Raw genomic sequence first — 21,135 nt, forward strand, 5'->3', positions numbered from 1 at the left:
TTATGGTCTTGCTCATCCAGGTATGAGCGCTGGTGGCGGCTGCGCAGTATCGTTAGCTCCTGCCTGGCGCCACGTCGGTGGCGACAATACCAAGATTTGCGGGCCCGCGCTGCGGCGTCTGGAGAGAGAAACGCATGAGTATTTTCGACGAGCCAAAGATCGACTGCCATAACCATTTGTTTGATCCAGTAGCTTACCCCTATCACCCCGATGCGCCGTATGCGCCCTCCGGCCAGGAAGTGGCCACGCTGACGCAGTGGGAGGAGGTCATGGCTGCCTACGGCGTATGCAATGCCTTACTGGTCGGCCCCAACAGTGGCTACCACACCGACAACCGTTGTCTGTTGGCGGCATTGGCAGCTGGTCAGGGCCGTTTCAAGGGCATTGCGGTGGTCGACAACGCTATCAGCCTCGACGCCTTGGCTGCGCTGCAGGCCCAGGGCGTAGTTGGGGTTGCCTTCAACCCGGCGCTGTACGGCCTGCAAACCATGGATGGTGCCGAAGCACGTCTGGCCAAGCTGGCCGAGTTGGGCATGTTTGCCCAGATTCAGGTGTGTGATGACCAGTTGCTGGAGCTGCACGGGCTGCTCGAACGTAGTCCGGTGCGCCTGCTGATTGATCACTGTGGCCGGCCGAACGCGGCGGCCGGGGTAGGGCAACCGGGCTTTCAGGCGTTGCTCAAGCTGGCGCGTTCCGGGCGCGCCAGTGTCAAGCTGTCGGGTATGCAGAAGTTTGCCGCGGCCGATGCCTTGCACGCCCAGAGCCATGCCTATGTGCAGGCCTTGATCGAGGCATTCGGCCCAAACGCCTGCGTGTGGGGCTCGGACTGGCCGTTCATTCGTCAGCACTCGCGGATCGACTACGGCCCGCTGCTCAAGCTTGCCGAGCGGCTGATGCCAGACCCGCAACTGCGCCGCGAGATCATGTGGGACACCCCACGCCGGCTGTTCGGCTTTGCCTGAGCCGCGGCCATCACCGCCTGTAATCTCAACCAAGGAGCAACACCGTGAGCCTGCACCTCGAAGGACAAACCGCGATTGTGACCGGTGGCATGCGCGGCATCGGCCTGGCCATTGCCCGCCGGCTGCATGCCGAAGGCGCCCGTATCGTCATCTGGGATCTGGCGGTGGATAGCTGGGACAGCACTGCCGCTGGCTTCGAGCCAACAATGTGCCAGGCCGTCGATGTCGCCTCGCTGGCCTCGGTCGAGGCGGCCTTTGCCGAACTGATCGAGAACCTGGGCCGGGTCGATATTCTGGTCAACAACGCCGGCATCAACGGGCCGGTGCTGCCGTCCTGGGAGTATCCGGTAGAAGCCTGGGACAAGGTCATCGCGATTGACTTGAACGGCGTGTTTTATTGCTGCCGCACGGTCATCCCGCATATGCGCGAACGCGGCTACGGCCGCATCGTCAATATCGCCTCGATGGCCGGCAAGGACGGCGTGCAGTACATTTCCGGCTATTCGGCGGCCAAGGCTGGTGTGATCGCCTTCACCAAGGCTGCAGCCAAGGAGCTGGCGCAGGACGGGGTGCTGCTCAACTGTGTGGCACCTGCCATGGTCGAGACGCCACTGATGGCCGAGATGACCCAAGAGCACATCGACGCGAGCAAGGCCAAGATCCCCATGGGGCGGTTCCTCAAGGCCGAAGAAATCGCCAACATGGTCACCTGGATCGCCGGCCCAGAGTGCAGCTTCACCACCGGCTTCGTGTTCGACCTCAGTGGCGGCCGAGCCACCTATTGACGGGATTGTTGCCAACGATTGACCTGCGGCATGCAAACCCGCCACGCGCGCATTGGCGCCCGGGCAATTCTGGGCCAGACTGACGGGGCGTCGTCAGTCTGCCGGGATTGCTTGGGCAGACGCACCGTCATCCTTGCCGAGGGTCGCCAATGCTCGAACGCTGTCGCTGGCGATGTTGCCTGTTGTCGCTGATTCTGCTGCTGCCGATGGCTGCGATGGCAGCGGACGACTGTCGGCACCTGACCGCTACCGGTAATCCGGAATATCCACCGTACCTGTGGCGCGACCCGGACAACCCGGCACTGCTGATCGGCGCCAATGTCGACTTGCTCCAGCATGTGGCCAGGCAACTGGGCATCGACATCGCCGTGGTCTACAGCGGGCCGTGGTCGCGGGCGCAAGAGCAGGTACGCAACGGCCGTATCGACCTGCTTGCCGGTCTGTTCATCACGCAAACGCGCGAACAGACCATGGACTTCATCAAGCCGGCCTTTCTGACCACCGCCAGTATGGTCTGGGTCCGTCGTGATGACGGCTTTGCCTACGTCAAATGGGACGACCTGAAAGGACGCAGTGGCGGCACCCTGGTCAACAACAGCCACGGCCAGGCGTTCGATGACTTCGCCAGCGCCAATCTCAACCTGGAAGCCGTGCCCAGCGCCCACCAGGCGTTCGAGAAGCTGCTGCACAAACGCAACGACTACGTGCTGTTCGAACGCTATCCCGGCATGGCACTGGCGCGCACGCTGGGTGTGGAGCACAAGCTGCAGATGCTTGAGCCGCCGGTATCTGCCGAGGGTTTGTACCTGGCCGTGTCGCACAATGCGCCATGCAACGTGGCCGAGCTGCGCCAGCGGCTGGCGGCGAGCATGCAAGAGGTGGCCGCCGGGCCGTTGCCCGCGCAGTGGGTCATGCACAACCTGCAGCGTTGGCGCAGTCAGAACGAGCCCGGAACGTTGCCTGGCAAGCCCTGAACGTTTCAGCCAGGCGCACTCACGTTAAGCCGCGAGCACTCCGCTTCAGCCTCAGCTCGCTGATTGAAGGTCAGTTGCAATCGCAGCTTTTCGACGTTGTCGTACAGGTTGAAGCCGCTGCAGGCCGCCCCTGTAAAAAGACGAATACCGTGCTGCGGGCACGGTTTTTCTTTTGGCATAGCCGGAACCACAACAAAGCGCGGCTGCATGTCGAGTGCCTCCCCAGGCAGATGCATTAACTATTAGTCTGCATCATGCAAGCGTGCAAGGAGGCTCATGATTGGGCGACCGACGGCAGCCTGCCGCACCAGGGCGCCCGTTGCGGGCGCCACGTCCTCGGGGCGCGGTCAGAAGTCCCAGCGAGTGGTCAGCATGTAGTTGCGCGGTTCGCCGTAGGCGCCGGCTTTGTAGAAGCCGAGGTTGGTGTAGTAAGTCTTGTCGAACAGGTTGTTGGCATTGACGGTCGCGGACAGCTGCTTGGTGAACTGGTAGCGGGCCATGGCATCTACCAGCCAGTAGGACTTTTGCGAAAACTCCTCGTAGCGCGCCTGCGGCGTGTTGTAGATGTCCTGCCAGGCCACGCTCTGCCAGCGCGCGCCGCCGCCGATAGTCAGCTTGTCGAGTGCACCGGTCAGCTTGTAGCTGGTGTACAGGGTGACCTGATCTTCAGGTTCGAAGGTGGAGATCTTCAGGTTGTTGTCATCACGCACGATCTTGTGGGTGTAGCCGGCCTGGACCTGCCAACCCGGCGCAAGCTCGCCGGTCGCTTCGAGCTCGTAGCCTTTGGTGACTGCCTGAGTGCCCTTGAAGGCATAGTTGTCTGGCGTGGGCACGCGATCGTTGTATTCGTCATCGGAAATCGAGCGGTTGTCCTCATGCACCTCGAAGTAAGCGGCGCTGGCGTTCAGGCGGCCATCGAGAAACTCGGCTTTCAGACCAATCTCGTAGTTCTGGCCTTCGTCCGGCTCGAGCATCTTGTTGTCGCGATCACGATTGAAGGCTTCCTGCGGCATGAAGATATCGGTGTAGCTGGCGTACACCGAGTAGGTGTCGTTGAGGTCGTAGATGGCGCCGACGTAGGGCACGAAGCGGCCGCTTTCCTTGTAGGTCGGGTCGAGGCCACTGATGGTGTAGTTGACCACCCGACCGCCGAGCAGCACTTTCAGGTCGTCAGTGATGTTGAGCCGGGTGGTGAAGTAGGCGCCGGTCTGGCGCACGGTATCGTCGGTACGCTGCGACGGCCTGCCCCAGTCCGGTTCGGCAATGTTGCCGTGCCAGTTGTTGAAGTCGACTACGTTGGGCTCGCGCAGGGTGTAGTTCCAGTAGCCTTTGCCATCCCAGTTGGAGTGGGCGATGGAGCCGCCGACCACCAGTTCGTGTTCACGCCCAAACAGGCTGAACGGGCCGGAGGCATACAGGTCGGCCGAGTCGCTGACAGTCTCGCCGGTGAACTTGCCGGGGACGATCGCCGAGGTGCCGTCGGCATTCGGCGTGGTGCCCTGAATGGTGCCCATCACCGCGTGGTAACCATTGATCTTGTGATCGACCTGCAGTTTGCTCACCCAGCCGTTGTCGAAGTTGTGCTCGAGCATGGCGAACACGGTGCGGGTGTACTGCTCCCAGCTGCTCCAGTCAGCCGCATTGTTGAACGAGCGCGAGATGTTGTTGTGCTGGCCTTGGGCGTTGAGCAGGGGGAAACTGCCTGACCACGACGAGGCCTTGGGCAGGCTGTCCTGATAGTCGCCGCCGACGGTGAGCAGGGTGTCTGGCGACAGGTCGAACTCAAGGATGCCGTAGTACACCGGGGTCTTGCGCGAGTAGCGGTCCATGAACGAGTGCTTGTCCTGATAGGCCGCTACCGCTCGCCCACGCACGTTGCCGCTGTCGTTGAGCGGGCCGCTGACGTCCAGCTCGCTGCGGTAGTTGTCCCACGAGCCTGCGCCCAGCGTCGCGTGGCCCTGGAAGTCGGCCGTAGGCTTTTTGCGTACCAGGTTGATGGTCGCACCCAGCGAGCCTGCGCCGGTGAGCAAACCAGTCGCGCCCTTGAGCACCTCGACGCGGTCGTAGATGGCCATGTCACTGAGGGTGTTGCCGGCTGAATAGCCGACGTTGCGCGCGGTCGAGGGGATGCCGTCGTACTGGAAGTTGTTGATCGAAAAGCCGCGCGCGTAGTAGTTGCTGCGCTCGCTGTCGAAGGCTGAAACGGTAATGCCCGGGGTGTGACGCATGACGTCGTCGACGCTGTTGAGGCCGAAGTCATCCATGTGCTGACGGGTGACCACGGTGATCGACTGTGGCGTCTGGCGCGGGGTCAGTACCAGCCGGGTGGCGGTGGCGATCGAGCCTGGGGTGTACGAGCCGGTGCCTTCGCTGACGGTACCCAACTGATTGGAAATCACTTCGGTGGCGCCCAGCTCTAGGGCCGCGCCGTCCTGTGCGATCGGTTGCAGCGAGTAACGACCGTCGCCCTCGCGCACCGCTTGCAGGCCGGAATTGAGCAACAGTCGTTGCAGGCCTTGATCGGAAGCAAAACTGCCATCCAGGCCAGCCGTAGCCAGACCCCGCGTCAGCGCTGGGTCGAACGACAGCACCACGCCGCTTTCAGCAGCGAAACGGGTCAGCGCAGTGCCCAGGTCGCCGGCCTGGATGTGGTAATCGCGCTCGCTGCTGTCGGCAGCCTTGGCGGGCATGGCCAGGCCCAGCCCAAGCAGGGTGGAGAGGAGCAGGGCGCTGCGAAGGCTGGCGCTGAGGCGGCCAACCGGGAAAGGGGCGGTCATGGCGTGAAATCTCGTTGTGGGTGGCAGGCGGGCTTATCTGCCCTTCGCTGAGTAAGTCGAATGGGAATGAGAAAACCTATCATCCATGCCGAGATTTTTTTCAGCAGCGTTTGCCGCCTGGCAAACGTATGGAACCTGTACGAACACGAGCAACTCAATCCTACGCGACGCCGTGATTCCAACCGGGTACTGATGAGGTGCTGAATGAACGCTATCGAACTGCTGGAACAAGACCACAAGACAGTGAAAAAGCTGCTCGAAGAGCTGTCCAACACCACTGAACGGGCATTGAAAAAACGCACCGAGCTGTTGGCGCGGATCGAGCTGGAGCTGCAGGCGCATACCACCATCGAAGAAGAGATCTTCTACCCTGCGCTGACCCAGGCCGGCGACAAGGACGACGTCAAGATGTACCACGAGGCCAAGGAGGAGCACCGCACGGTGGATGCGCTGGTATTGCCTGACTTGCTCAAGACGCCACCCGATACCCTGGAGTTTTCAGGGCGGATGAAGGTGCTCAAGGAACTGCTCGAGCATCACATCGAAGAGGAGGAGTCGGATATGTTCCCGCGCGCCAAGGAGCTGCTCGACAAGGCAACCCTTGAGCAACTGGGCGACGCCATGCAGGCGCAGAAAAAACTGATCAAAGACGAACACCGCGTCGCCTGATGCAGGCAGGGGCCACGCGCCAGGTTGAATCTGGCGTGTGGCCCTTGCACGTCTTCGCTTAGAAGCTGTACTTGGCGGTCAGCATCATGTTGCGCGGCGCGCCATAGACATCGCCGCCGTATTGCCAGGATTGCGAGATCGCCGAGTAGTACTTGCGATCAAAGATGTTGTTGGCATTGAGCTGCAGGTCGAGGTTGCGGTTGACCTGATAGCCGGCCATGACGTCGGTGACTGCATAGGCACCTTGTTCAAGACGGTAGTTGCCACCGTCGACCAATGCGATGTCGTTGTACATCCGGCTCTGCCAGTTGACGCTGCCGCCGACGCGCAGTTTTTCCAGAGGGCCCTGGAAACGGTAGGTCGTGCTGATCTTGAACTGATGCTCAGGGGTGTCCGTGTCGAACTGCTTGTTGACCAGCGCCGGCTGCGCGGCATTCTTGGTGGTATGGGTGCGAGCATAGGTGTAACCGCCGCCTATCTGCCAGTTGTCGGTGAGTGCGCCTTGCAGTTCCATGTCGATACCTTGGCTGCGAATCTCGCCAGAGGCTTCGTAGCAGGTAAGCTGAGTCGACGAACAGACAGTACGGTCGAGCACTTCCACCGCACGGTTTTCCTGGTCGACGCGGAATACCGCCAGGCTGGCGTTCAGGGCACCGTTGAAGTACTCGCCCTTGATGCCTACCTCGTAGTTCTTGCCTTCAATCGGACGCACCGGCGAATTGCTTGAGCCGCGCTCGGTCTGTGGCTGGAAGATATCGCTGTAGCTGACATACACAGAGTGATTGTCATTGAGCTCGTAGATCAGGCCGGCATAGCGGGTCACGTTGCGGGTGACCTTGTAATCGCCCTGGCCATCCTTGTCATCGTAGTCATACCAGTCCAGCCGGCCGCCGAGGATGAGCTTGAGTGGGTCGGCCAGGCTTAGGCGGGTGGTCATGTACAGGCCGTCTTGAGTCGTGACGGAGCGGTCGTTGGTGGTATGCAGGAAGTTCGGTTTGCCGGCGTTGATGGGCCAGTTGGGGTCGTATGGGCTGTAGTTGTGGTTGGTCATGTCGTAGATGCGGCGGCTGGTGCCGACCACCAGTTCATGGCTGCGCCCCAGCGCCTGGAACGGCCCGCTGGCGAACACATCCACGCCTGCCTGGTTTTCATCGTGCTTGGACTGGTAAACCGTTCGACCCAGCGTAGTGCCGGTCCAACGCGACTGATACGACCCCGAGAACAGCGCATTCTGCTCGGCATAATTGGCATTGACCTGCAGCTTCCAGTCATTGGCCAGGCGCTGGCGCAGTTCGGCAAACACCGTGTTGATTTCCTGGTCCTTGTTCTCCCAGTCGGTGCTCGGGTTGTACGAGCGCGGCAGGTCGAGGTGGTGGCCATCGAGGCCAACCATCGAAGAGCCCCAGAAGTAGTTGGTCTTGTCCTTCTGGTGCGACAGGCCTACGGTCAGCGTGGTGTCTTCGCTGAGGTCCGCTTCGGTCACCGCGTAGAACAGGCCGTGGCTTTCTTCGGCATCGTCGACAAAGCTGTTGGCGTCGCGGTAGGAGGTGACCACTCGGCCGCGCAGAGTGCCGCTGTCGTTCAGCGGGCTGGAGGCATCGACCTCGCCGCGGTAGTCGTCCCAGCTGCCGGCAGCGCCGGTCAGGGTGACTTTCTGTTCGGCCAAGGGCCGCTTGCGTACCATGTTGATCGCCGCCGACGGATTGCCCGCGCCGGTCACCAAACCTGTAGCGCCGCGTACGACTTCAACCCGGTCGAACATCGCCAGGTTTGGCTGCACCCCTGCCGTCCAGCCCGAGTAACCGCTGGGGATACCGTCGTACATGATGTTGTCGATGTCGAAGCCACGCGCGGTATAGGTCTGTCGGCCAGGGCCACTGGAGAAGTTGAGGAACAGCCCCGGCGTGGCCTTGACCACGTCATTGATGCTGGTCATCGCCTGGTCGTCCATGCGCTGGCGGGTAATCACGGTGACTGCCTGTGGCGTCTCGCGCATGGTCAGCGGCAGTTTGGTCGCCGTGGCCATGGCGCCTGTGGTGTAGGAGCGGGAGCCCTCGGTGGTGCTGCCCAGCCGGTCCGAGCTGACTTCGGTTGCGCCTAATTCCATGACAGTCGATTGCGCCCTATCCTTGGGCTTGACGGCTTCTTCGGCTACGGCATGGGCCATGCTGGCCATGCAGATGGCGGAAGCCAAGAGAGTACGCGACGGGCTGAAACGACGTTGCGGGATAAGGCGCGACATGGGTTGCGGTTCCTGACGGTCTTTTTAGTAAATGTTTATGCTTATGAGAAACATTACCAATTAGTTTGTCAGGATTTTCCGAGCAGCAACAGCCAAGGGCTGCAAAAAATCCAATGAATTTTTCACATTTGGCTGATCAGTAGATGCAGTGGGTGCCGCGACCGTTTCAGTCTTTGCCTTTGCCGATACGTTTGCCGGCCTGCTGAGCAACTTCCAGCGCCTGGCCATCGCGCTGCTTGCCTTGTCGGGCCTGGCCCATCAGTTGCGGGATCAGCATGCCTTCGGGCAAGTGCCGCCAGAACCTGCCCGGCATGTGCATGCGCATTGCATCGGGGTTGAGCCGGGCCGGATTGAAGATGTGCCGGTAGTAGGTGCGCCACAGATCCGCACCGGGGTCGTCGGCGTGCTGCGCCCATTGCCGCCAGGGCTCGGGGCAGTGGCGTCGGTAGTCCAGTGTATGGCCGTCGAAGCGAATGCCGTCGCGGTCGGTGGCGATCAACCAGCGCTGGCGGCCGAGGCGCTCGGCAAAGTGGCCGCTGGCGCTTTCAAGAATGTCGTGGGCTGGCTGATGATAGGCGACCAGGTCCAGTTGCAGTTGCGCAGCCAGTGCTGCCGGCAGCGGCACGAAGCGCACAAACGCGTGCAAGTGATGGGCTTCGCGGCTGACCTGCTTGATCCGCCGGTGCAGCTCGCTGCCGAGGCGGTCGCCGGGGAGCATGGCGGTACGATCGCCATGGGCGACCCGCCAGAGCACTTCATACAGCAGGTTCCAGCGCTGCTCGCCGCAGTAGCGCGAGGCCTGTTCCAGCTGCGCCAGCAACGCCGCTGGCACCTTTGCCCGAAACGGCCCCGGGCCCTCTGGCAGGGGCGCCGGCACTGCCAGCAGATCGTCCATCGGCCCTTGCGCCCAGGTGACGTCGGCGGGATCGATGCCATGCCCGAGCAGCGCGCGCGCCTGTTCGCGCCAGAGGCTGAATTGCTGGTCGCAGTCGAGCGCGATCATCCCCACAGGCCCATCTGCACTGGCGCTTGCGGTTCGCGCAGGCGCGCTCGCAGCAGGCCGCTGCGCAAATCGGCCTGCGCCGGGCGATAATCGCTGGTGACAATGAAAGGCCGCGCCTTGTCGAGTACGCAGCGCAGCTGGATCAGGTCGTCATAACGTATGCGCCGCTCCCGGCGTAGCGCTACCAAGCGTTCGACGCTGCGCAGGCCAATGCCGGGAATCCGCGCGAGCAAGGCGGGCTCGGCGCGGTTGAGGTCCAGCGGGAACACCTCGCGATTGGACAGCGCCCAAGCTAGCTTGGGGTCGATATCCAGGTCCAGGTTGCCAGCCTGGCTGAGCAGCTCGCCAGCCTTGTAGCCGTAACCGCGCATGAGGAAGTCAGCCTGGTACAGACGGTGCTCGCGCAGCAATGGCGGGGCGGCTAGAGGCACGCTGCCAGGGCTGTCGGGGATCGGGCTGAAGGCCGAGTAATACACGCGCTTGAGGCCAAACCCCTGATACAACGATTCGGAATTGCCAAGCAGGGTCCGGTCATCGGTGTCATCAGCGCCGACAATGACCTGGGTACTTTGCCCTGCGGGGGCAAAACGCGGCGCCCGCGGCTCGCCAGCTACGGCCTGTTGACCGCGCTGGATAGTGCCCATGGCCTGGCGGATGGTGTGGCCCTGTTTTTCCGGGGCCAGGCGCTTGAGGCTTTCATCGGTGGGCAGTTCGACATTCACGCTCAGCCGATCCGCCAGGCGACCGGCTTGCTCGATCAGCAGCGGGTCAGCGTCAGGGATGGTCTTGAGGTGGATGTAGCCGCGAAACTCGTGCTCTTCACGCAGCAGCCGGGCAACTTCGATCAACTGCTCCATGGTGTAGTCGGCCGAGCGAATGATGCCGGAACTGAGAAACAGCCCGCTGATGCAGTTGCGCCGGTAGAAATCCAGGGTCAGCCGCACCACCTCTTCAGGGGTGAAGCGCGCTCGCGGCACGTTGCTGGTACGGCGGTTGACGCAGTATTGGCAGTCGTACAGGCAGAAGTTGGTCAGCAGCACCTTGAGCAGCGAGACGCAGCGGCCATCCGGCGTGTAGCTGTGACAGATGCCCATGCCATTGGTCGCACCAAGCCCGTCGCGACCGCGCGAGCTGCGCTTGGGCGCGCCGCTGCTGGCGCACGAGGCGTCGTACTTGGCGGCGTCGGCAAGGATGCCGAGCTTGGCGATGAGCTCCATTAGTCGATCTCGATGTACTGAATATTCATACAGTATTTGTAGATCGGTCTGGTTGCAAGTGTTGGCCGTCGGCAATTGCCAAATGGCCCTGAAACCATTGCGGCAAATGCGCCGCAGCGGCTTCAGGGCATAGGCATCAATCGCGTTTAGGCAGTACGCCGCTGAGCAATTGCTTGGCAGTCTGCTTGATGATCCCGGCCTGATTGGGATCGCCCTGGAGCAATGCCGAGGCAAATTTCTTCGCCTGCTCAAGGGTCATATGAGGCGGCAGCGGTGGCACATCCGGGTCGGTGCGGAAATCGATCACCACCGGCACATCACTGGCCAGGGCTTCTTCCCAGGCGGGCGCGACGTCTTCTTCGCGGCCTACATAAATGCCCTTCAAGCCGATCGAAATGGCGAACAGGTGATAGGGCACATCAGGGATGTCCTGGCTGGCGGCGAACTTCGGGTCGCCCTCCATCACCCGTTGCTCCCAGGTCACCTGGTTGAGGTCCTGGTTGTTGAACACCGCGCAGATCCAGCGGCCATTGCCCCATTGCTGCCAATACTTGGCCACGGTGATCAACTCGGCCATGTTGCTCATCTGCATCGCGCCGTCACCTACCAGCGCGACAACGCTGCGCTCCGGATGGGCGAACTTGGCGGCAATCGCATAGGGCACCGCTGCGCCCATGGACGCCAGCCCGCCGGAGAGCGAGCACTGCATGCCCCTACGGATCTGCAGGTCGCGGGCAAACCAGTTGGCGCACGAGCCGGAATCGCTGGTGATGATGGCGTTGTCGGGGAGGCGTGGCGACAATTCGTGCACCACTCGCTGCGGGTTGATCGGGTCGGCAGAGGTCAGCGCTCGCTTGGCCAGCTTCTTGTCCCAATCCTTGCGCCAGCCTTCGACCTTGTGCTGCCAACTACGCTGGCTTTTTTCTTCCAGCAGTGGCAGCAGGGCTGCGAGGGTGTCGGCGGCATCACCGACCAGATTCACTTCCATCGGGTAGCGCAGGCTGAGCATGTCTGGGGCAAGGTCGATCTGCACGCCCCGAGCCTGGCCCTCCTTGGGCAGGAACTCGGCGTAGGGGAAGCCCGAGCCGATCATCAGCAAAGTGTCGCATTCCTCCATCAGCTTGAAGCTTGGTTCGGTGCCGAGCAGGCCGATGCAGCCAGTGACCCAGGGCAGGTCGTCAGGCAGGACCGCTTTACCGAGCAGGGCTTTGGCAACACCTGCACCGAGTTTTTCGGCAACTGCCTGCACCTGCTCACCCGCCTGCAAGGCGCCGGCACCGACCAGAATCGCAACTTTCTTGCCAGCATTGAGCGCATCGGCTGCGCGCTGCAGATCGGCATCGTACGGAACTACTTTGGGCTTGCTGAAGCCGATACCCGAATGCAGCGTGCCATGGGCCCGGGCTGGTTCTTCATACGCCAGCTCCTGCAAGTCGTTGGGCAGGATCAATGCAGTGACCTTGCGCTCGCCGATGGCGGTGCGCACGGCGCGGTCGACCAGGTGGCGCACCTGCGACGGCGCGGCGGCCTGCTGAACAAAGGCGCCGGCGACGTCCTTGAACATCGACACCAGGTCCAACTCCTGCTGGTAGTGCCCGCCCAACGCCGTGCGCGCCTGTTGGCCGACAATGGCCAGGACCGGCATATGGTCCATGCGTGCGTCATACAGACCGGTCAGCAGGTGCGAGGCGCCGGGCCCGGAGGTGGCGATGCACACTCCCAGCTCGCCGGTGAACTTGGCATGTGCGCTGGCCATGAACGCGGCCATTTCTTCGTGGCGGCACTGCACGAATTCGATCGAGCCGGCCCGACGCAGGGCGCCGAACACGCCGTTGATGCCGTCGCCGGGGTAGCCAAAGATGCGCGTGACACCCCACTGGCGCAAACGCTCGACGAGAAAGTCACTTACGGTGATAGCCATCGGTTTCTCCTTCATTGATGCGTGGATGAAGGTTGGGACTGGCTCTGTCCCGGCGCGTTCAGATTAAACCGGCCAGAGGCGACCCCGGACACTCGGTTGAACTGATCCCGCCTGGCTCGCCTCGAAACCAGACACCCCTGAGTGGAGGCAGCACCCAACCTGGGCTAACACTGATAAGGCTGGGTCATTCATTCACCTACAGACAGAGGCGCGTCTGGCCTCGCTGGAGAACCACATGACGATCACGAACACCTCGAAACTGCTGCTCGCAGGTTTCACCCTCAGTTGTGGGCTGGCCAACGCCCAGGCTGCCGAAACCAAGCGGGTGGACGTCTTGCTGGTTGGCGGCGGGATCATGAGTTCGACCCTGGCGATCTGGCTCAACGAACTGGAGCCGAGCTGGTCGATGGAGATGGTCGAGCGCCTGGACAAGGTCGCCGAAGAAAGCTCCAACGGCTGGAACAACGCCGGCACTGGGCACTCTGCGCTGGCCGAACTCAATTACACCCCCGAGAAAGACGGCAAGATCGACATCACCAAGGCGGTGGAGATCAACGAGTCGTTCCAGATCACTCGCCAGTTCCTCGCCTGGCAGGTCAAGAACGGCGTGTTGAAAAACCCACGCTCGTTCATCAATTCAACGCCGCACATGAGTTTCGTCTGGGGCGATGACAACATTCGCTTCCTGAAAAAACGCTACGACGCGCTCCAGGCCAGCCCGCTATTCAGAGGGATGCAGTATTCCGAAGACCCTGCCCAGATCAAACAATGGGTGCCGTTGATGATGGAAGGGCGCGACCCCAATCAGAAGCTTGCGGCGACCTGGACGCCGCTCGGCACCGACGTCAACTTTGGTGAAATTACCCGCCAGTACGTAGGGTATTTGCAATCACGCGAAAACTTCAGCCTCAAGCTCTCCAGCGAAGTGCAGGACATCAGCCGCAACGACGATGGCTCCTGGCACGTCGAGTACAAGAACCTCAAGGATGGCAGCAAGTCGGCCACCGATGCCAAGTTCCTGTTCATCGGTGCTGGCGGCGCAGCGCTGCCGCTGCTGCAGAAGTCCGGCATCGAAGAGGCCAAGGATTACGCAGGCTTCCCCGTGGGAGGCTCGTTTCTGGTGACCGACAATCCAGCTATCGCCGAGCGCCACATGGCCAAGGCCTACGGCATCGCTGCAACCGGTGCGCCGCCCATGTCGGTGCCGCATCTTGATACCCGTGTGCTGGATGGCAAGCGGATGATCCTGTTCGGCCCGTTCGCGACCTTCTCGACCAAGTTCCTCAAGCAGGGCTCGCTGTTCGATCTTATGGCCAGCATGAGCCTGCACAACACCTGGCCGATGGTGCGTGTTGGCGTGCGTGAATTCGACCTGGTGCAGTACCTGGTTGGCCAGGTACTGCAGTCCGATGACGACCGCTTCGAAGCGTTACAGACCTACTTCCCCGAGGCGAAGAAAGAAGACTGGCGCCTGTGGCAGGCCGGTCAGCGCGTGCAGATCATCAAGAAAGACGAAAACCAGGGCGGGGTGCTCAAGCTCGGCACTGAAGTGGTCGCGTCCAAGGATGGCAGTATCGCCGGGCTGCTCGGTGCATCGCCGGGCGCTTCGACTGCGCCGCCGATCATGCTCGATCTGCTCAACAAGGTGTTCAAGGACAAACTCGCGAGCGCGCCGTGGCAGGACAAGATCAAGCAGATCATCCCATCGTACGGCACGCATCTGAACGACAGTCCCGAGCGGGTCGAGGAGGAGTGGGCCTACACCAGCGAGATTCTCCAGCTAACCACGCCACCGGCCATCGACAAGCGCCAGGACCCGGCCAACCCGGATGATATCGACCCGGTCAGCCAGGACCATCAGACCACTGACCCTGACCTCAAGCCCTGATCAGCACAACCCGCAATGCAGAAGGGGCGCCATCATGGCGCCCCTTCGTGTTACTGCTTAGGCTTCAGCGTCCCAGGGACGATCGCCGTGTTCATCCTTGATACGGGTCGGCAGGCCCATCACGTCCAGCGCCTTGAGGAACGGCTCGGCTGGCAGCTCCTCGACGTTGGCCATGCGCTTGACGTCCCATTCGCCGCGAGCAACCAGCAACGCCGCCGCCACTGGCGGCACGCCTGCGGTGTAGGAGATGCCCTGGCTGTCGGTCTCGGCGTAGGCTTCTTCGTGATCAGCCACGTTGTAGATGAACACTTCGCGCGGCTGGCCGTTCTTGCTGCCCTTGACCAGGTCACCGATGCAGGTCTTGCCGGTGTAGCCAGGCGCCAGCGAGGACGGGTCAGGCAGCACTGCCTTGACCACTTTCAACGGCACCACTTCAAGGCCTTCAGCGGTCTTGACCGGTTGCTCGGAGAGCAGGCCAAGGTTTTTCAGCACGGTGAAGACGTTGATGTAGTGCTCGCCGAAGCTCATCCAGAAGCGCACGTTGGGCACGCCGAGGTTTTTCGACAGCGAGTGCACTTCGTCGTGACCGGTCAGGTACAGGTTCTGCGAACCGACCACCGGCAGGTCGTCGGTGCGCTTGACCTCGAACATGGTATTGCTGGTCCACTGGCTGTTCTGCCAGCTCCACACTTGCCCGGTGAACTCGCGGAAGTTGATTTCCGGGTCGAAGTTGGTGGCGAAGTACTTGCCATGCGAGCCAGCGTTGACGTCGAGAATGTCGATCGAGTCAATCTGGTCGAAGTATTGCTGCTGTGCCAGTGCGGCATAGCTGTTGACCACACCCGGGTCGAAACCGACGCCGAGAATGGCTGTGATGTTCTTGGCCTGGCATTCTTCGAGGTGTTTCCACTCGTAGTTGCCGTACCACGGCGGGGTCTCGCAGATCTTGCCCGGCTCTTCGTGGATGGCGGTGTCCAGGTAGGCAACGCCGGTATCGATGCAGGCACGCAGCACCGACATGTTGAGGAATGCAGAGCCGACGTTGATCACGATCTGCGATTCGGTCTCGCGGATCAGTGCCTTGGTCGCCTCGATATCGAGTGCATTGAGCGAGAAGGCCTGGATATCGGCGGGAACCTTGAGGCTGCCCTTGGCCTTGACGCTGTCGATGATGGCCTGGCATTTGGAGATGTTCCGCGACGCAATGGCAATACGACCGAGTTCGTCGTTATGCTGCGCGCACTTGTGGGCCACCACCTTGGCGACACCTCCTGCACCAATGATAAGAACGTTCTTCTTCAATTTATCCCTTGCTCCTTACTGAAGGCCTGACTTACGACAGGCTGGAAACGTAGTCTTCAAAACCGAACTCGCGGACCACTTCGACGCTGCCGTCGAGTTGCTTGACCACAATGGACGGCATTTTCAAACCGTTGAACCAGTTTTTCTTGACCATGGTGTAACCGGCCGCGTCGATGAACGACAGGCGATCACCAATGGCCAGCGGACGATCGAATTGGTACTCGCCGAAAATGTCACCGGCCAGGCACGACTTGCCGCATACCATGTAGCTGTGCGCGCCATCGTTGGGGGCCATCTTGGCGTCGAGGCGGTAGATCAGCAGGTCGAGCATGTGCGCTTCGATCGAGCTGTCGACCACGGCCAGGTTCTTGCCGTTGTACAGGGTGTCGAGCACGGTCACTTCCAGCGAGGCGCTCTGGGTGATGGCGGCTTCGCCCGGCTCCAGGTACACCTGCACGCCGTACTTCTCGGAGAAGCCCTTGAGGCGCGCGCAGAACTCGTCCAGCGCATAGTCGGCACCGGTGAAGTGGATACCGCCACCGAGGCTGACCCACTCGACCTTGTGCAGCAGATGGCCAAAGCGCTCTTCGATGTGCGCAAGCATCTTGTCGAACAGGCTGAAGTCGCCGTTCTCGCAGTTGTTGTGGAACATGAACCCAGAGATCTGGCCGATGACCTGCTCGATCTTCTCCGGGTCCCACTCGCCGAGGCGGCTGAATGGGCGCGCCGGGTCGGCCAGCAGGTAATCGGAGCTGCTCACCTGCGGGTTGACGCGCAGGCCGCGGACCTTGCCTTCGGACTGTTCGGCAAAGCGCTGCAGCTGGCCGATCGAGTTGAAGATGATCTTGTCGCAGTTGGCGAGCATGTCTTCGATTTCGTCATCGGCCCAGGCCACGCTGTAGGCGTGGGTTTCGCCGACGAACTTCTCTCGGCCCAGTTTGAGCTCGTAGAGCGAGGACGAAGTGGTGCCGTCCATGTATTGCTGCATCAGGTCGAATACCGACCAGGTGGCAAAGCACTTGAGTGCCAGCAGCGCCTTGGCGCCGGAGTGTTCGCGCACGTAGGCAATCTTCTCGAGGTTGCCCAGCAGCTTCTGTTTGTCGATGAGGTAGTACGGCGTCTTGATCATTTAAGGCCCCCGGCCAGGCCGGCCAAAAAAAGGACACGCATTGTGCCTTCACTGGCCGCATATCGAAAGGGTCGTAGACGCATTTCGTCAGAGTTGTGTGTCGCCCTGCGCCTGTTGTCGCCATTGGGCGAACGGCGAGGAATTATTTCCCGCAGCTGAGGCCTAGTAAAACAGACAGATATGACGGTCGTGAGGAGGCATCAACCGATGAGCACAAAACACAAAGTGGGCGATACGGTGCGCTGGAATTCCGAGGCCGGAGTCATTCATGGCACGGTGACCAAGGTGCATCTGCACGATGTCGAGTTCATGGGCAGGCAGCGCCATTGCTCGAAGGATGAGCCGCAATACGAGGTCAAAAGTGCCAAGACCGGGCACCTGGCGATGCACCGTGAAGACGCCTTGCACAAGGAGTGAACCTTCGCCGTATTCGACCGGTCGCAGCAAATACCTTCATGCAAAAAGGACGTTAACGATGAAATCGATGACTCGACTGTTCACAGGTCTCGCTCTGGTAGGTGCATTGGGCGCAAGCGCAGCCTGGGCTGACCAGCCTGGCGCGGACTGGAAAGTCACCAAGGATCAGGCCGAGGCCAGCCTCAAGGCCGCCGGCTACACCCAGATCACCAAGATCGAGGCCGACGACGGCCATTGGGAAGGCGAGGGCGTCAAGGCTGATGGCATGAAGTACGACTTCCATGTCGACCCGTACAGCGGCAAGGTCACCAAGGACGAGATGGATCATTGATGGGCAGTAACTGACGTTTTCTGCGGTGGTGCTCTTGGCCCGTGCTCGTCACGGGCTTTTTTACGCGCTTGGAATGAGCTATTGCGCAGCCAACCACAGCTGAATCTGCTCAAGCGTGGCCGTAGCCCCGCCGCACACCACCACCAGCACCTTGCGGTAGTTGCCCAGCGCTTCGGCTTTATAGGCCAGCGCCAAGGCCGCGCCGCAGGCCGGCTCGACCAGCAGACGGTGATCGGCAAGGAAGCGCTCACAAGCCTGCAGCGCCTCGCGGTCCGTGACCAAATGGCTTTCAACCGGATGGCTGCGCGCGCATTCCAGCGCTTGCTCCGCTACCCGCTTGGCGCCCAAGGAGGTGGCGATGGAGCTAAGTGCCGGCAGCTCGACCGTGTGACCAGCCTCGACTGCAGCGTGAAATGACGCCGCGCCTGTGGTTTCCACCGCCAGCACCGGCACATCGTCCCAGCCATTGCGCTTGAGGCCTTCGACTACACCGCTGAGCAGGCCGCCACCACCGACCGACAAGATCAGCGCATCGGGCTTGCAGTCGGCAGCGGCGACTTCGTCGATCAGGCTGGCGTGGCCCGTCCACAGTAGCGGGTCATCGAATGGATGAATGAAGGCATCATTGGCGCCGACCAGGGTTTGCGCCAGCTGGTTGGCTTCCTGCCAGGAGCCGCCGTGGACGATGACCTTGGCGTCCTCCAGGCGCAGCAGCTCCCTGGCCCGCTCGCTGGTGGTCTCGGGGACGACCACGGTCACCGGCACGCCCAGGCTGCGCCCGGCATAGGCCACCGCCAGCCCGGCGTTGCCGCCCGACGAAGATACAAAGTGACGCGCACCGCGAGCATGGTGCTGCTCACAGGCGTGGCCAACCCCGCGCAGCTTGAACGAGCCGCACGGCTGCAGGGCGTCGAGCTTGAGCCAGATCGAACGGCCAGCGGCGAGCGACATCGGCCGCGATTCGATCAAGGGGGTGTGGATGTGCAAAGGCATGCTGATCTCCGCTGGATTATGGCTGGCGGGGCGCTGCAGTGGGCTCGCCACGCAGCTGCTCCAGATAGTTGTAAACGGTGTAGCGGGTCACGCCGAGCGCGGCTGCGGCCTTCTCGACCCCACCCTTGACGATGAACAGGCCGCGCTCCTGCATCAGGCGCACGGCCTCGACCTTGGCCTGCTTGGTGAGCCGGCCCTGACCAGATGAAGCCAGGGCGCTGTCGATGATCTGGGTCATCAGCAGCGCCATGTCGGCCGCGTCCTCAACCACCGCCACTGCAGGTGGCGCGGCAGTCAGTGGCTGCAGCTGGGTGAGAAAGGCGAGGGCGGCATCCAGCCCACTGTTGTCGACGTTGATGCACAGGCTGGCGAACGGCTGCCCTTCGCTGTCGCGCAGGATCGCCGTGGCGCTGCGCAGGGTGCGGCCTTTGATCACGGTGGGGTAGTCGGGCAGGATCACCGGCTCGCAGCCAGGCTGGTTGGCCGCCTGCATCAGGGCCTTGAAGCCCTGGTCCTGCTCCGGCGCGGCAAGGATCGGGCTGCCGACCACGCGCCCGGACAGCTGGCCATTGGCGATGGCGACCACCGATTGCTCTGGCTGGTCGAGGTCGTGCAGGAGGATTTCCATATTGCGCCCGGCAACGCTGCCGATTGCCGCGATGGCGGCTTTCAGCGTGGAGAGGACGATCTGGCGTTCACGAAGAATGTGTGCAGCGGGCATGGATAATTCAACAAAATGTCAATTTTTAACATTCTGTTGAATTATCGCGAGGGCGTCAATCGGCAGCGCGTGGTTCAGCCCAGTGCCGGAGTGCGCGGCGGCACGATGCGGCGCGAGCCGGTCGACTCGAAGGCGCAGGCGAAGCTCAGCAGGGCCGAGTCATCGTAGGCACGGCCGGCAAAGGTCAGCCCGACCGGCATACCGATATCGGCCATCACACCCATTGGCACGGTTACGGTCGGCACGCCCAGGTGGCGGATCGCGAGGTTACCGTTGGCAACCCAGACGCCGTTGCTCCAGGCAATGTCGGCCGAGGCTGGATTGACGTCGGCATCGGCGGGGCCGACATCGGCCACCGTCGGGAACAGCACGGCGTGCAAGCCAAGCTGGTCCATCCAGTCTTCCAGGTCGAGCTTGCGCGTCTGCTCCAGGCCGCGCAGGCCATCGGCAACGGTGGCGATCTGATCCCAGCTCTTGAGGCCGCGCTTGGCCATGTTGACGTATTCGTCCATGCCGGCCGCGAGGTCGTCTTCACGGTTAGGCAGGGTGCCCGGGTCGTGCGGGAAGATCTGCGGCCCGTCGACATCGGCCAGGCAGTTGAGCTTGGGGTCGTTGTTGGCGCGCAGGAAGTCGTCAAAGGCCCAGCCGGACAACTCCCACAGCTCGTCGTGGAGAAACTCCTTGCTGACGATGCCACGGTTGTAGACGGTCGGCGCACCCGGGCGATCGCCTTCGCAGTTGGACACCAGCGGGAAGTCCACCTCGATCACTTCGGCGCCGGCGGCTTCCAGCGCCTGGCGCGCCTGCTGCCACAGCGCGATGACGCTTGGGCGAGTGTGGATACGCTGGCCGGTCGGGCCACCGATGCCGGGTTTTTCCGAGGTGCCGGCGAGTTCGTCGGCATTGATGTACATGCGTGGCACGCCGAAGCGCTTGCCCTGCAGCGAGTTGGCATCCTGCGCTAGATCAAGATAGGACGCCGGGCGTACCGCCGATGCCTTGGGAATTGGCACCCACGGCTGCAGGCGCCACAGATCGCCACGGGTGTCGGCATCGTCGGCCACCACCACGTCGAGGATTTCCAGCAGGTCGTGCATGGTCCGCGCAAACGGCACCACCACATCCATGGTAGGTGTCAGCGGCCAGTTGCCGCGCACCGAGATCACCCCGCGCGATGGCGTGTAGGCGCACAGGCCGTTGTTCGAGGCCGGGCCGCGGCCACTGGACCAGGTTTCTTCAGCCAGGCCAAATGCGCAGAAGCTCGCGGCGGTGGCGGTGCCGGCACCGTTGGACGAGCCGGAGGCAAACGGTGCGGTCAGGTAGGCGGCGTTATACGGGCTCTCGGCGCGGCCATACACACCGCGCTGCATGCCACCGTTGGCCATCGGCGGCATGTTGGTCTTGCCCAGGCAGACCGCACCGGCGGCGCGCAGTCGCTCGATGGTGAAGGCGTCCCGTTGCGCCACCAGCTTGGCAAATGCCGGGCTGCCGGAGGCGGCGGTCATGCCTTTGACCAGGTAGCTGTCCTTGGCGGTGTAGGGGATGCCTTCCAGCGGGCCGCGGCTTTCACCACGAGCACGGCGAGCATCGGACGCCTGGGCTTCGGCGATCGCCTCTGGGTTGCGCACCACGACCGCATTCAGCGCGCTGGCGCTGTCGGCCGTGTCATAGGCATCGATGCGTGCCAGGTAGGCCTTGACCAGTTCGACCGCTGTGGTGCGGCCAGCTTCGAGCGCGGCGCGCAGCTCGGCAATGGAAACCTCGGTTACCTCGATCATGCTGTCACCAAACGTATACAGGTGGG

General features: G+C 62.2%; 18 protein-coding genes. 7 read left to right on the top strand and 11 right to left on the bottom strand.

Annotated features, from left to right (window positions below; all coding sequences use genetic code 11):
- Positions 1-134 precede the first annotated feature (134 nt).
- The 3 genes from IDM28_RS09250 (at position 135) to IDM28_RS09260 (ending at position 2,721) form a co-directional block, all read left to right on the top strand.
- On the top strand, positions 135-962 hold the full coding sequence (locus IDM28_RS09250; RefSeq protein WP_101318691.1) for an amidohydrolase family protein: 828 nt from the start codon (positions 135-137) through the stop codon (positions 960-962).
- Between the two features lie 44 nt (positions 963-1,006).
- Positions 1,007-1,747 (top strand): SDR family NAD(P)-dependent oxidoreductase, encoded by a 741-nt coding sequence (locus IDM28_RS09255; protein WP_101318693.1) that lies wholly within the window; start codon positions 1,007-1,009, stop codon positions 1,745-1,747.
- 149 nt (positions 1,748-1,896) lie between these two features.
- Positions 1,897-2,721, top strand: a complete 825-nt coding sequence (locus IDM28_RS09260; protein WP_188035770.1) for a substrate-binding periplasmic protein — start codon at positions 1,897-1,899, stop codon at positions 2,719-2,721.
- Between the two features lie 5 nt (positions 2,722-2,726).
- Here the strand turns inward: IDM28_RS09260 and IDM28_RS09265 are convergent, their stop codons facing one another.
- Entirely contained in the window at positions 2,727-2,930 is a 204-nt protein-coding gene (locus tag IDM28_RS09265) for a hypothetical protein (protein WP_150569503.1), read from the bottom strand.
- A 138-nt stretch (positions 2,931-3,068) separates the two neighbouring features.
- Positions 3,069-5,498, bottom strand: coding sequence for a TonB-dependent siderophore receptor (locus IDM28_RS09270; RefSeq protein WP_188035771.1), 2,430 nt, complete (start codon positions 5,496-5,498; stop codon positions 3,069-3,071).
- A gap of 204 nt (positions 5,499-5,702) precedes the next feature.
- Here IDM28_RS09270 and IDM28_RS09275 point away from each other — a divergent pair, with 204 nt between their 5' ends.
- Positions 5,703-6,167 (top strand): hemerythrin domain-containing protein, encoded by a 465-nt coding sequence (locus IDM28_RS09275; protein WP_101318702.1) that lies wholly within the window; start codon positions 5,703-5,705, stop codon positions 6,165-6,167.
- A 58-nt stretch (positions 6,168-6,225) separates the two neighbouring features.
- Here the strand turns inward: IDM28_RS09275 and IDM28_RS09280 are convergent, their stop codons facing one another.
- The 4 genes from IDM28_RS09280 to IDM28_RS09295 all read right to left on the bottom strand — a co-directional run bounded on the left by IDM28_RS09280 (position 6,226) and on the right by IDM28_RS09295 (position 12,550).
- A complete protein-coding gene (locus IDM28_RS09280) occupies positions 6,226-8,409 on the bottom strand; it encodes a TonB-dependent siderophore receptor (protein ID WP_188035772.1) in 2,184 nt (727 codons plus the stop codon).
- Positions 8,410-8,575: 166 nt separating this feature from the next.
- Positions 8,576-9,418 carry a TIGR03915 family putative DNA repair protein gene (locus IDM28_RS09285; RefSeq protein WP_150572918.1) on the bottom strand — a complete coding sequence of 281 codons (843 nt, stop codon included), beginning with the start codon at positions 9,416-9,418 and terminating at the stop codon, positions 8,576-8,578.
- Positions 9,409-10,629 (bottom strand): putative DNA modification/repair radical SAM protein, encoded by a 1,221-nt coding sequence (locus IDM28_RS09290; protein WP_101318708.1) that lies wholly within the window; start codon positions 10,627-10,629, stop codon positions 9,409-9,411. The genes IDM28_RS09285 and IDM28_RS09290 overlap by 10 nt, the downstream gene beginning before the upstream one ends.
- Before the next feature lie 136 nt (positions 10,630-10,765).
- On the bottom strand, positions 10,766-12,550 hold the full coding sequence (locus IDM28_RS09295; RefSeq protein ID WP_188035773.1) for a thiamine pyrophosphate-requiring protein: 1,785 nt from the start codon (positions 12,548-12,550) through the stop codon (positions 10,766-10,768).
- 235 nt (positions 12,551-12,785) lie between these two features.
- On the opposite strand from IDM28_RS09295, the gene mqo reads away from it, so the two are divergent.
- On the top strand, positions 12,786-14,438 hold the full coding sequence (mqo, locus tag IDM28_RS09300; protein ID WP_101318712.1) for a malate dehydrogenase (quinone): 1,653 nt from the start codon (positions 12,786-12,788) through the stop codon (positions 14,436-14,438).
- 57 nt (positions 14,439-14,495) lie between these two features.
- On the opposite strand, the gene IDM28_RS09305 is transcribed toward mqo, so the two are convergent.
- Positions 14,496-15,740, bottom strand: coding sequence for a saccharopine dehydrogenase family protein (locus tag IDM28_RS09305; protein WP_188035774.1), 1,245 nt, complete (start codon positions 15,738-15,740; stop codon positions 14,496-14,498).
- A 31-nt stretch (positions 15,741-15,771) separates the two neighbouring features.
- Entirely contained in the window at positions 15,772-16,869 is a 1,098-nt protein-coding gene (locus IDM28_RS09310; RefSeq protein ID WP_101318716.1) for a carboxynorspermidine decarboxylase, read from the bottom strand.
- A gap of 207 nt (positions 16,870-17,076) precedes the next feature.
- Here IDM28_RS09310 and IDM28_RS09315 point away from each other — a divergent pair, with 207 nt between their 5' ends.
- Both IDM28_RS09315 and IDM28_RS09320 read left to right on the top strand, forming a co-directional pair.
- Positions 17,077-17,286, top strand: a complete 210-nt coding sequence (locus IDM28_RS09315; RefSeq protein ID WP_188035775.1) for a DUF2945 domain-containing protein — start codon at positions 17,077-17,079, stop codon at positions 17,284-17,286.
- A gap of 58 nt (positions 17,287-17,344) precedes the next feature.
- Positions 17,345-17,617: a PepSY domain-containing protein gene (locus IDM28_RS09320; RefSeq protein WP_101318720.1), complete on the top strand. Its 273-nt coding sequence runs from the start codon at positions 17,345-17,347 to the stop codon at positions 17,615-17,617.
- Positions 17,618-17,695: 78 nt separating this feature from the next.
- On the opposite strand, the gene IDM28_RS09325 is transcribed toward IDM28_RS09320, so the two are convergent.
- From IDM28_RS09325 to IDM28_RS09335, 3 genes are all read right to left on the bottom strand, one after another.
- Positions 17,696-18,610 carry a pyridoxal-phosphate dependent enzyme gene (locus IDM28_RS09325; protein ID WP_188035776.1) on the bottom strand — a complete coding sequence of 305 codons (915 nt, stop codon included), beginning with the start codon at positions 18,608-18,610 and terminating at the stop codon, positions 17,696-17,698.
- A gap of 16 nt (positions 18,611-18,626) precedes the next feature.
- Positions 18,627-19,331, bottom strand: a complete 705-nt coding sequence (locus IDM28_RS09330; RefSeq protein ID WP_101318723.1) for a transcriptional regulator — start codon at positions 19,329-19,331, stop codon at positions 18,627-18,629.
- A 74-nt stretch (positions 19,332-19,405) separates the two neighbouring features.
- The gene (locus IDM28_RS09335) at positions 19,406-21,109 is read right to left on the bottom strand and encodes an amidase (RefSeq protein ID WP_150572914.1); all 1,704 of its coding nucleotides are present in this window, start codon (positions 21,107-21,109) and stop codon (positions 19,406-19,408) included.
- Between the last annotated feature and the right edge of the window lie 26 nt (positions 21,110-21,135).

Origin of the sequence: Pseudomonas sp. EZ-C24 (assembly GCF_014525325.1) — a bacterium.
Classification (GTDB): domain Bacteria; phylum Pseudomonadota; class Gammaproteobacteria; order Pseudomonadales; family Pseudomonadaceae; genus Aquipseudomonas; species Aquipseudomonas shirazensis.

Bases quoted from the DNA above. Each gene is read 5' to 3' on its own strand.
- IDM28_RS09315 (WP_188035775.1), top strand. From the start codon at position 17,077: ATGAGCACAAAACACAAAGTGGGCGATACGGTGCGCTGGAATTCCGAG.
- IDM28_RS09335 (WP_150572914.1), bottom strand. From the start codon at position 21,109: ATGATCGAGGTAACCGAGGTTTCCATTGCCGAGCTGCGCGCCGCGCTC.
- IDM28_RS09280 (WP_188035772.1), bottom strand. From the start codon at position 8,409: ATGTCGCGCCTTATCCCGCAACGTCGTTTCAGCCCGTCGCGTACTCTC.
- IDM28_RS09295 (WP_188035773.1), bottom strand. From the start codon at position 12,550: ATGGCTATCACCGTAAGTGACTTTCTCGTCGAGCGTTTGCGCCAGTGG.
- IDM28_RS09325 (WP_188035776.1), bottom strand. From the start codon at position 18,610: ATGCCTTTGCACATCCACACCCCCTTGATCGAATCGCGGCCGATGTCG.
- IDM28_RS09290 (WP_101318708.1), bottom strand. From the start codon at position 10,629: ATGGAGCTCATCGCCAAGCTCGGCATCCTTGCCGACGCCGCCAAGTAC.
- IDM28_RS09260 (WP_188035770.1), top strand. From the start codon at position 1,897: ATGCTCGAACGCTGTCGCTGGCGATGTTGCCTGTTGTCGCTGATTCTG.
- IDM28_RS09270 (WP_188035771.1), bottom strand. From the start codon at position 5,498: ATGACCGCCCCTTTCCCGGTTGGCCGCCTCAGCGCCAGCCTTCGCAGC.
- IDM28_RS09265 (WP_150569503.1), bottom strand. From the start codon at position 2,930: ATGCAGCCGCGCTTTGTTGTGGTTCCGGCTATGCCAAAAGAAAAACCG.
- IDM28_RS09275 (WP_101318702.1), top strand. From the start codon at position 5,703: ATGAACGCTATCGAACTGCTGGAACAAGACCACAAGACAGTGAAAAAG.
- IDM28_RS09330 (WP_101318723.1), bottom strand. From the start codon at position 19,331: ATGCCCGCTGCACACATTCTTCGTGAACGCCAGATCGTCCTCTCCACG.
- IDM28_RS09310 (WP_101318716.1), bottom strand. From the start codon at position 16,869: ATGATCAAGACGCCGTACTACCTCATCGACAAACAGAAGCTGCTGGGC.
- IDM28_RS09250 (WP_101318691.1), top strand. From the start codon at position 135: ATGAGTATTTTCGACGAGCCAAAGATCGACTGCCATAACCATTTGTTT.
- mqo (WP_101318712.1), top strand. From the start codon at position 12,786: ATGACGATCACGAACACCTCGAAACTGCTGCTCGCAGGTTTCACCCTC.
- IDM28_RS09320 (WP_101318720.1), top strand. From the start codon at position 17,345: ATGAAATCGATGACTCGACTGTTCACAGGTCTCGCTCTGGTAGGTGCA.